Source organism: uncultured Cardiobacterium sp., from assembly GCF_938028825.1.
Classification (GTDB): Bacteria; Pseudomonadota; Gammaproteobacteria; order Cardiobacteriales; family Cardiobacteriaceae; genus Cardiobacterium.
The window spans coordinates 1-10141 of record NZ_CALIZP010000052.1 but is presented as its reverse complement, the minus strand read 5'-3'; the positions used below and the strand labels follow the sequence as shown (position 1 = coordinate 10141).

Sequence of the window (10141 nt, the reverse complement as noted above, 5' to 3'; positions counted from 1 at the left end):
CCGACCAGCGTCCCCAGCGCAATCACCCCCACATTCATCCCGGCGAACACCACGCTGGGATTCTCGCGCATCGCCACATGCGCCTTGATATAAAACACGATATTGCCGACATTCAGCACGCCGAGCAGCGCCCCCGCCGTACAGGTCGCCGCCGACAGCCGCAGCCGCCGCCACAGCACATAACCCGCCATCAGCACCCCGGCCAGCACAAACACGACCAGCAGCAGCGCGGCGACTGCCGCCTGCCGCGACAGCGCCTTCAACAACACATCAATCACCCCGTAACCCGCCCAAACCCCGGCCAGCAACCACGGTGCGCGCTGCCCCTCCTCCGCCCCGCCCTGCGCGAGCAGACAGAAGAGTGCGGCAAACACCAGGCCAATCCCCGCCAGCGACCACGGCGACAGCCGCTCGCCGAACAGCACAAACGCCGCGACCAGCGGAATCACCACCGCGACCCGCTGCGCCGCATCGGCGCGGACAATCCCCGCCGCCTGCACCGCCCGCCCCATCACGATAAACACCGACGGCAACAGCAGCCCCAGCGCGGCAAACAGCCACCACCCATCCCGCCACACGGCGGCATCCGGCAGCGACGGCCGCGCCACCGGCCACAATACCAGCGCCGCCACCGGATAATTGAGCGCGACCAGCAGTGCCACCTCCCAGCCGCGCCGCCGTGCCACCTTCAACAACACCGACACCGCGACACTGCAACACACACTCAGCAGCAAAAACGCCATCACGACCTCCAAGCGATAAAAAAACAGGCGGCGCATCATGCCACTTTCTTTTGCCGCATCCGCAGGATTTTGGTATTCCCCCTTTAACGCCGCGCACGCATGAAAAAGCAGGCTTGCGCCTGCTTTTGTCTGTGGGGCGAAAGCCGCTTCAGCCCGTGTTGCGCAGCCCGGCCGCCAGCGCGTTGATGGAGCGGATGAGCGGGTCGTTCACGTCCGCGTCCTCGCCGTTTTTCGCACGGCTGCGGCGCAGGAGTTCGATCTGGATGTGGTTGATCGGGTCGAGATAGGGGTCGCGCCAGCGCAGCGAGGCGGCGAGGCGCGGCTGGTGTTCGAGCAGGTGCTGCTGTTTGAGCACGCTGTTCAGGCCGTCCAGGGTTTTGCCGTATTCGTCCTTGACGGCCTGCATCACGGTCGCGCGCAGGGTTTCGTCCGGGCAGAGGCGGCTGTAATCGTCGGCGATGGCGAGTTCGGTTTTGGCGAAGGCCATTTCGATGTTACTGATGAAGGCGTCGATGAACGGCCATTGTTCGCGCATTTCATCCATCAGTGGGCGGTCTTCGGCGCGGATGGCGGCGAGTGCGCTGCCAACGCCGTACCAGGCAGGCAGCATGAAGCGCGCCAGCGACCAGCCGAAGACCCACGGGATGGCGCGGATGGTCTCTTTGGTCGGTGTGCCTTTGCGGCGGTGTGCCGGACGTGAGCCGATGTTGAGCAGGCTCAGTTCGCGTACCGGGGTGGCGTCCACGAAGAATTGGTAGATGCCGTCGGTGCGGTCGGTGAGGTCGCGGTAGCTTTTTTCGCTGGCGTCCGCCATGCGCCCGATGAGGGTTTCGTACTCTGCGAGCCGGGGCGGGGTTTTGGCGAAGCGGGTGCTGCTTGCTTTGAGCGCGCCGGTGATGCCCATGGTGAGTTCGTACACGGCGGTTTCGGGGTTGGCATATTTGGCGTAGAGAACTTCGCCCTGTTCGGTAAATTTGATTTCGCCTTGCAGGGTGCCGGGCGGCTGGGCGGCGATGGCGTGGTGGGTGGAGCCGCCGCCCCGGCTGACGGAACCGCCGCGCCCGTGGAAGAGGCGGGTTTTGATGTGGTATTTGCGCGCGATGGCGAGGATGTTTTGCTGGGCGCGGTAGAGTTGCCAGGCGCTGGTGAGGATGCCGCCGTCTTTGCTGCTGTCGGAGTAGCCGAGCATGATTTCTTGGGTATCGCCCTGGTTGGCGAGGAGGGCGCGGTAGGCGGGGTTGTCGAGGAGGACGGGCAGGATGTCGCCGATGGCTTTGAGGTCTTCGATGGTTTCAAAGAGCGGCGCGATGGGCAGCGTGGCGTAGGGGCGACCATTGTCATCCACCCCGGAGAGACCGGCGAAACGCATCAGGAAGAGGACTTCGAGGATATGGCTGGCGTGGTGGGTCATGGAGATGATGTAGCTGCCGAAGGTGTGCGCGCCGACGAGTTCGCGCAGGCGGGCGATGGTGCGCAGCAGCGCGAGTTGTTCCTGGGTTTCGGCACTGAGGTTGGCTTCAAAGATGAGCGGCGCACCGGGGGTGGCGAGCAGGCGGTTCAGGATGTCGAGGCGCGCGGCTTCGTCGAGGCTGTGGTAATCCGGCAGGTTCGGCGCGTGCGCGAAGATGTCGGCGACGACGCCCGTGTGGTAAACGGATTCCTGGCGGATGTCGAGCGAGGCCATGTGGAAGCCGCAGCTTCTGACGAGGCGGATGAGGTCCTGGATGTCGCCGTCCGCCTGCGCGGGGTCGTGCTGTTTGAGCGCATCGCGGATGAGGATGAGGTCGTCGAGGAAGTCTTTCGGGCTGCGGTAGGCGTGTTCGGTGGCGGCTTTGTCCGTGCCTTTGCTCTGGATGTAGCGGTTGGTGTGCTGGATTTTGGCGCGCATCAGCACGAGCAGGCGGCGGTAGGGTTCGTTGCTGTAGTCTTCGGGGTTGTATTCAAAGACGGTCACGCCAAGGCGGGCGTAGTGTTCGTTGCGCGCGTTCACGGCGGGATCGATGGCGGTGATGCTGGCGCAATGCAGCAGGCGGCCGCGCAGGTGCTTGAGCTGTTTGCTGTAATAGCGCAGGACGTTGTCGGCGTGCATCAGCACCGCCTGTTCGGTGGTCTCATGGGTGACGAAGGGGTTGCCGTCGCGGTCGCCGCCTATCCAGGAGCCGAAGCGCAAGAGCGGCGGCAGCACGGTGTTTTTCAGTTCGGGGTAGATGTCGTTCAGTGCTTCGCGCAGGTTGCGGTAGGTCTGCGGGATGGCCTGAAAGAGGCTGGCGTTGAAGTAGTGCAGGCCGTTGTTGATTTCGTCATAGACGAGGGTTTTGCGGGTACGGATTTCGTCAGACGCCCAAAGCAGGTCGATGAGATCTGCCGCTTCTTTGAGGATGCGCTCGCGCGCGGCGCTGTCTTCGGCAGTGTGGTCAAGGCGGTCGCAGAGGCGGTAGAGGTTTTGCAGGATACGCATGGTGGTGCGCCGCCGTGCTTCGGTGGGGTGCGCGGTGAAGACGGGGATGAAGCGCAGCTGGGTGATGAGTTCGGCGACTTGTTCCGGGGAGAGGTCGTTGTCGCGGCACTGTTGCAGGGTGTGGTGGAAGGAGCCTTCCCACAGGCTGCCACTCTCGCGCGCGGCGGCACGTTCCTGGCGCAGGAGGTCTTCTTCGGCGAGGTTGGCAAGGGCAAAGTAGAGGCTGAAGCCGCGAATGACGTTTTTCAGGCGGCCATTATCAAGCGCGGCGATGGTGCGTTTCAGGGCGGCGCGGCGCTCCGGGTCGGGGTTCTGCCGTTCTTCGATGTAGCCCTGGCGCAGGTATTCGATGGTTTGCAGGGTGTCGCTGCCTGCCTGGCGTTCGATGGTTTTGCCGAGCAGATTGGCGAGCAGGCGGATTCTGGCGCGGAGCCGGTCGGCGTTGGGGGCGGTCGGCATCATGATGTTGTGTCTCCTGTGTTATGGGTTGATGTCGGGCGGCGATAGTAAAACTTTTTTACGTTTTTCGTGGATGTTTTTCGCCTGCGCCCGGTTGTGCCGTCATACGGTGAAGCCCCGCCGGGGCGGGGCTTCGCAATAGTCAAGTAGCAAAAGAAACCGTAGCGGCGTTGCACCGCCTTGCCGTACTGATTTGTACGGTCTGCGGCAGCGCTTTTTGTTACGGCCTCCCGGCTGTTTAATGCTGCAAGCGGTCAGCGCTTTTCCGCCGCCTGCGCGGTCTCTGCCGCCGCCGCTCCGGTTTCGTCTTCGTCGTGGCTGAGGGAATAGACGTAGGCGGCGACGACTTTGATTTTGGCGTCGCCGAGGGCGTCTTTCCATGCGGGCATGACATTGTTGCGCGGGTGCAGGATTTGCTGTTCGAGGAAGGTTTTGAGGGCGGCGGGTTCGTCGTCTGCGGCGTAGAGCCAGGTCTGGTCGGCGAGCCTGGGCGCGCCGAGGATGGGGTTGCCTTCGCCCTGCGCGCCGTGGCAGGCAACGCAACTGGTGTCATACAGCGCTTTGCCTTTTTCGGCGGCGCTGTTGTCGTGCGGGTAGCCGCCGAGGGCGAGGACGTAGTTGGCGACGTCGTCGAGTTTGCTCTGGTCTTCACTGCCCGGTGCCCAGGCGGGGTTGTTCGGGTCAATGGCAACGAGTGCGCCGCCGGGCGGCATGGCACCGGCGTGGCCGTTCGTAATGGTATTGATGATGGCCTCCGCTGTGCCGCCCCAGATCCAGTCGTCGTCGGTGAGGTTGGGGTAGCTGCCGGGGATGCCGCCCGCGTCTCCGGCGTGGCAGACGGCGCAGTTCTGCGCGAAGAGGCGGCGGCCTGTGGCGAGCGCATCCGGGTCTTTCGCCAGTTCTTCGACGCTTTTGCCGGCGTAGTGGCGGAAGTATTCGTCGGACTGCGCATCGATACTGCGGCTTTCTTGTTGGTACTGGCCGATTTGCGTCCAGTTTTTCACGCCTTTGAAGACACCGGGGTAGAGGACGAGGTAGAGGATGGCGAAGGCAATCATCAGGTAGAACAGCGACAGCCACCAGCCCGGCATGGGGTTGTTCATTTCTTTGAGGTCGCCGTCCCAGGTGTGGTCGATGATGTCGCCTTCTTTGGCACCGCCGCCCGCTTTGAGGTGGGTCGTCCAGTAAACGAGGGCGATGTAGCCCAATATGTGCAGGATGGTGACTGCCGCGATGAAGATGCTGACTGTGCTCATGGTTCTTGCCTCTTGTGTTCTTCTTGTGCCGGATAGCGTGGGGTGACGGGCGCGTCGCCGTCCTCTTTCAGTGCCAGTTTTTCTGCGTCTTTGTAGGGTTTGTGGCGCTGCGGCAGGTAGAGCAGGATGACCATCAGGACGAAGGCGGTGAAGAGGACGACGGTCGTGAATTTGACCCATGCGATGCTGCCGGCGGTCATGTGCTGTTACCGGTTGTGTTCTTTGAAGGCGATGCCGAGCCCTTGCAGGTAGGCCACCAGCGCGTCCATTTCGGTTTTGTCTTTGAGCGCTTCGTCCACGCTGTCGATGTCCGCTGCGGTATAGGGTTCGCCCAGTTTGATTTTGGTGCGGATGCTCGCCTTGGTGAGGGCGATGTTGGCCGGGCGTTCGTTCAGCCACGGATAGGCGGGCATGTTGGATTCGAGCACGACGCTGCGCGGGTCGGTGAGGTGTTTGTGGTGCCAGTCGTCGCCGTATTTGCCGCCGACACGGGCGAGATCGGGGCCGGTGCGTTTGCTGCCCCACTGGAAGGGGCGGTCGTACATGCTTTCTTCGGCGACAGAGTAGTGGCCGTAGCGCTCGGTTTCCCAGCGGAAGGGGCGGATCATCTGCGAGTGGCAGCCGTAGCAGCCTTCGCGCACATAGATGTTGAAACCGGCGAGGCGCAGCGGGTCGTAGGGTTTGACGTAGCCGTTTTCCGGGTGCATTTGTTCGTCGAAAAAGAGCGGCACGATTTGCACCAGCCCGCCCCAGATGACGGCGAAGAAGGTGAGGAGGCCGAGGATGACGACGCTTTTTTCGACGCGTTCGTGACTCATCAGATTCATGTGCTTTCCCTCTTATGCGGGTTGTGTCTCGAGTGCGGCAGGCTGTGCCTTGGCGGTGCCGAAGGCGGTCTTCCAGCAGTTGTAGGCCAGCAGGCAGAAGCCGCCGAGGAAAAAGCAGCCGCCGAGGAAGCGCACGAAGTAGAAGATGTATTTTTTGCCGAGGATTTCCACGAAGGTGTAGGTGAGGGTGCCGTCGGGGTAGGTTTCGCGCCAGAGCAGCCCTTCCATGATGCCCGCCACCCACATGGCGGTAACGTAGAGCACGATGCCGATGGTCGCCAGCCAGAAGTGCACGAAAATCAGGCGGGTGGAATACATTTCCGTTTTGCCGTACAGACGCGGCAGCATGTGGTAGATGGAGCCGATGGTGATCATCGCCACCCAGCCGAGCGCGCCGGAGTGGACGTGGCCGACCGTCCATTCGGTGTAGTGCGACAGCGCGTTCACTTCCTTGATGGCCATCATCGGGCCTTCAAAGGTGCTCATGCCGTAGAAGGCGAGCGCGACGAAGAGGAAGCGGATGATGGGGTCGGTGACGAGTTTGTGCCAGGCACCGGAGAGGGTCATGATGCCGTTGATCATGCCGCCCCACGACGGCACCCAGAGGATGACGGAAAAAGCCATGCCCAGCGATTGCGTCCAGTCCGGCAGGGCGGTGTAGTGCAGGTGGTGCGGGCCCGCCCACATGTAGATGGAAATCAGCGCCCAGAAGTGGACGATGGAGAGGCGGTAGGAATAAATCGGCCGCCCCGCCTGTTTCGGCACGAAGTAGTACATCATGCCGAGGAAGGCGGCGGTGAGGAAGAAGCCGACGGCGTTGTGGCCGTACCACCACTGCGCCATCGCATCCACCGCACCGGCATAGACCGGGTAGGAATGCAGCCAGTCAATCGGCAGGGCGAGGTTGTTGAAGATGTGCAGCACGGCGACGGCGATGATGTAGGCGCCGTAGAACCACAGGCCGACGTAAATGTGTTTTTCCTTGCGCTTGCCGATGGTGCAGAAGAAGACGTAGCCGTAAACAACCCAGACGACGGCAAGGGCGACATCGAGCAGCCAGGGCAGTTCCGCGTATTCCTTGCTTTGCGAGTAGCCGAGCATATAGCTGAGGACGCCCAGCACCAGCACCGCCTGGTAGCCGTAGAAGGTGAAGGCGGCGAGTTTGTCGGAGATGAGGCGCACACCGCAGGTGCGCTGCACGACGTAATAGGAGGTGGCAAACAGCGCGTTGCCGCCGAAGGCAAAAATCACGCCGCTGGTGTGCACCGGGCGCAGGCGGCCGTAGGAAAGGAAATCGATGCCGCCGAAGAGCGTCGGCCAGCGCAGTTGCGCGGCGATGATGACGCCCACCAGCATGCCGACGATGGCAAAGACGATTGCCGCCCAGGTGAATTGCCGCACCACCCGATAGTTATAGACCGTATCCACAGTCATCAGGATTACCTCATATGATTGTCTAATTACCGTTTATTGCCATCCGCCATATACGGATTTATGGCATCAGCATAGCATCGCGCGGCAACCTTAACAATCGGCAAGGCGTTATGTTTTTCCTATAACCATCGGTTATTAAAGAAAATAAGACAGAGCCGGTTCTATTTTGCAATTCTTTTCTTCATATCGTGGAATTAAAAATAATCCTCTTCCGGGACGATAGATTCGCCATTATGCAAGATACATTTTTATTGCATATCCCGCTTCCTGATACGCTTCCGGATAATGTACGCATGATTCGCGAATGACCCAATTTTCCGCCTCCCGGCAAGGCCATGACACGACGCCGCCATGCCGGGGGCGGAGTCGCAGCGGCGGCGCGCAAAACAAAGGGCAGACCCGCGTCTGCCCTTCACTATATAGATGTCGCGTGCGCGGCTGGCCGGCGGTTCAATACCCCCGCTCGTGCAGCCATTGGGCGATGTCGGCAATTTGCGGCGGGCAGACCTGGTGTTGCATCGGGTAGTCGTGCCACTGCGGCGCGTAACCTTTGCTTTTCAGCAGCTCGCAGGCGGCCCTGCCCTGGTGGTAGGGGACGACGGGATCCTGGGTGCCGTGCATTTGCAGGATGGGCGGGCAGTTGTCGCAGTCGGCGGGCGGGGTGTTGGCGGCATCGGCAAGGTAGGTGGAAAGCGCGAGGATGCCGCCGCAGGGGTGGCGCAGGCCGTGGTAGAGGGCGATGACGCCGCCTTGCGAGAAGCCCGCGTAGAGGATGTGCCCGGCGGGGACGCCTTGCGCGGCTTCGTCGGCGGCGATGGCGGCGATGCGGGCGGCGCTTTCTTTGATGCCCGCGAGGTCTTCGTCGCCGGGGTTGAAGTTGAAGTTTTTGATGTCGTACCAGCCGCGCATTGCGGCACCGTTGTTGACGGTAATCGGGCGGATGGGGGCATGGGGCAGGATGACGCGCGTGGTCGGGCGCAGTTCGAGCAGCGGGATGATGGGGGCGAAGTCGTTGCCGTCCGCACCGAGTCCGTGCAGCCAGATGATGCTGTGCGTGGGGGTTTTTGCGGCGGGCAGCGTGATTCGGTCCGGGGCCTGTGTCATAATTTTTTTCCTTTTTTTGGATGTATTTGTGATGTGCAGAGTGTGTTTTGTGGTCATTGTAGCGGTTTTGTTTGCAGGCTGCGGGCAGAAGGGCCCGCTCTATTTGCCGGAACGGCAGGGGCAGGAGGCATCTGATGCGCGCTGAGTTTTTGTCCGGCGTGGACGGGCAGGGTTGTGTGGACGGCGTGCCGCTCGCGGCGCTGGCGGATACCTTCGGCACGCCGCTTTATGTGTACCGCGCGGCGGCAATGCTGGCGGCGCTGCGCGCTTATCACGCACATGGTCTCGCGCAACAGGTGTCGCTGCATTATGCGGTGAAGGCCAACAGCAATCTGGCGCTGCTGCGCCTCTTTGCCGGGGCGGGCGCGGGTTTTGATATTGTTTCGGGCGGCGAGCTGGAACGCGTCCTGCGCGCCGGCGGTGCGCCGTCGGGCGTGGTCTTTTCCGGTGTTGCCAAGACGGATGCGGAGCTCGCGCGCGCGCTCGCGGCCGGCATCGGCTGTTTTAATGTGGAGTCGCCCGCCGAGTTGCAGCGTCTGGCGGAACTCGCCGCCGCTGCCGGCGTGGTTGCGCCGGTCGCGCTGCGGGTGAATCCGGATGTGGATGCCGACACGCATCCGTATATTTCCACGGGGCTGCGCGGCAACAAGTTCGGCGTGGCGCTGGAAGATGCGCCCGCGCTGTACCGCCGCGCGGCGTCGCTGCCGTCGCTGCGGGTGGTCGGCATCGGCTGTCATATCGGTTCGCAGATTCGCTCGATTGCGCCGTTTCTGGCGGCGCTGGATTCGCTGTTGCCGCTGGTGGATGCGCTCTGCGCCGAGGGCGCGCCGCTTGCGCATCTCGATATGGGCGGCGGGCTGGGCATTGCCACGGCGGAAGCGCCGGAAGTGCCGTCGGCGGCGGCATTGTCGCGCGCGCTGTTGTCCCGCCTGGACGGCCGCCCGCTGCGCCTGTGCTTGCAGCCGGGCCGCTCGCTGGTCGGCAATGCGGGGCTGCTGCTCGCGCGGGTGGTCTTTACCAAAGAACAATCGGGGCGGCGCTTTCTGATGCTGGATGCGGCGATGAACGACTATATCCGCCCGGCGCTGTATCAGGTGCGGCCGACGATGGTGAATGTCAGCCGCCCGTACGACGGCGCGGGGCTGATGGATGTGGTCGGGCCGGTGTGCGAGACGGGCGACACCTTCGCGCGCGATTATCCGGTTGACGGCGAACGCGGCGATTTGGTCGCGATTTGCGGCGCGGGCGCGTACGGCTTCGCGATGGCAAGTGCTTACAACTCGCGCCCCCGCCCCGCCGAGGTGCTGATTGAGGACGGCAAACCGCGCCTCATCCGCCACCGCGAGTCGCTTGAAGATTTGTGGGCGCAGGAGGTGTTGTGATGCCCGCCGGGCGGGATAAATATAGTTGTCTCTTCCGGTTTGCAACGACTACAAAAACCGCCTGACGGCGGTTTTTGTATTTAGCGGTAGGCAGCGGGAATTTGCCGGTGATGGTCAGTCTGCTGCTGGTATTGGTGGACACAGTTGAGCAGGCGTGGTTCGGCAAAGTGCGGGCCGATGAGCTGGCAGCCGACCGGCAGGCCATCAATATTGCCCGCCGGATGGCTGATGGCGGGGAGGCCTGCAAGGTTAACCGGCACGGTGTAGAGATCGCCGAGGTACATCGCCACCGGATCATTGAGCCGGCTGCCGAGTTTGAAGGCGGGATGCGGCGTGGTCGGGGTGAGGATGATGTCCACGTCGGCGAAGGCGGTTTTGAAGCCGTTCAGGATGGCGTGACGGGCGCGGCGCGCCTGCTCGTAGTAGGCGTCGTAGTAGCCGGCGGAGAGGGCGTAGGTGCCGATGAGGATGCGGCGCT

10 protein-coding genes are annotated in these 10141 nt (G+C 62.7%); 2 read left to right on the top strand and 8 right to left on the bottom strand.

What is annotated here, in order from left to right; all coding sequences use genetic code 11:
• The 7 genes from Q0562_RS08445 to Q0562_RS08415 form a co-directional block, all read right to left on the bottom strand.
• A partial coding sequence (locus tag Q0562_RS08445) for an EamA/RhaT family transporter (RefSeq protein ID WP_298643457.1) occupies window positions 1–782 on the bottom strand: 782 nt, incomplete at its 3' end.
• Window positions 783–891: 109 nt separating this feature from the next.
• Complete coding sequence (gene ppc / locus Q0562_RS08440; protein WP_366144743.1) at window positions 892–3660, bottom strand: phosphoenolpyruvate carboxylase; 2769 nt, start codon at window positions 3658–3660, stop codon at window positions 892–894.
• 254 nt (window positions 3661–3914) lie between these two features.
• Window positions 3915–4916: a cytochrome-c oxidase, cbb3-type subunit III gene (gene ccoP / locus Q0562_RS08435; protein ID WP_298643455.1), complete on the bottom strand. Its 1002-nt coding sequence runs from the start codon at window positions 4914–4916 to the stop codon at window positions 3915–3917.
• The gene (locus Q0562_RS08430; protein ID WP_298643453.1) at window positions 4913–5116 is read right to left on the bottom strand and encodes a cbb3-type cytochrome c oxidase subunit 3; all 204 of its coding nucleotides are present in this window, start codon (window positions 5114–5116) and stop codon (window positions 4913–4915) included. Before Q0562_RS08430 ends, ccoP begins: the two co-directional genes overlap by 4 nt.
• Before the next feature lie 6 nt (window positions 5117–5122).
• On the bottom strand, window positions 5123–5734 hold the full coding sequence (gene ccoO, locus Q0562_RS08425; RefSeq protein ID WP_298643459.1) for a cytochrome-c oxidase, cbb3-type subunit II: 612 nt from the start codon (window positions 5732–5734) through the stop codon (window positions 5123–5125).
• A 21-nt stretch (window positions 5735–5755) separates the two neighbouring features.
• The gene (ccoN, locus tag Q0562_RS08420; protein ID WP_298643452.1) at window positions 5756–7177 is read right to left on the bottom strand and encodes a cytochrome-c oxidase, cbb3-type subunit I; all 1422 of its coding nucleotides are present in this window, start codon (window positions 7175–7177) and stop codon (window positions 5756–5758) included.
• Window positions 7178–7627: 450 nt separating this feature from the next.
• The gene (locus Q0562_RS08415) at window positions 7628–8281 is read right to left on the bottom strand and encodes a carboxylesterase (protein WP_298643451.1); all 654 of its coding nucleotides are present in this window, start codon (window positions 8279–8281) and stop codon (window positions 7628–7630) included.
• Between Q0562_RS08415 and Q0562_RS13790 the strand changes: the two genes are divergently transcribed.
• Together Q0562_RS13790 and lysA are read left to right on the top strand one after the other, a co-directional pair.
• Window positions 8172–8426, top strand: coding sequence for a lipoprotein (locus Q0562_RS13790; RefSeq protein ID WP_366144742.1), 255 nt, complete (start codon window positions 8172–8174; stop codon window positions 8424–8426). The two genes, Q0562_RS08415 and Q0562_RS13790, sit on opposite strands and share 110 nt — an antisense overlap.
• Window positions 8416–9663 carry a diaminopimelate decarboxylase gene (gene lysA, locus Q0562_RS08410; RefSeq protein ID WP_298643449.1) on the top strand — a complete coding sequence of 416 codons (1248 nt, stop codon included), beginning with the start codon at window positions 8416–8418 and terminating at the stop codon, window positions 9661–9663. Before Q0562_RS13790 ends, lysA begins: the two co-directional genes overlap by 11 nt.
• 80 nt (window positions 9664–9743) lie before the next feature.
• Here lysA and Q0562_RS08405 read toward each other — a convergent pair.
• The coding region (locus Q0562_RS08405; protein ID WP_298643448.1) for an amidase family protein at window positions 9744–10141 on the bottom strand (398 nt) is incomplete at its 5' end.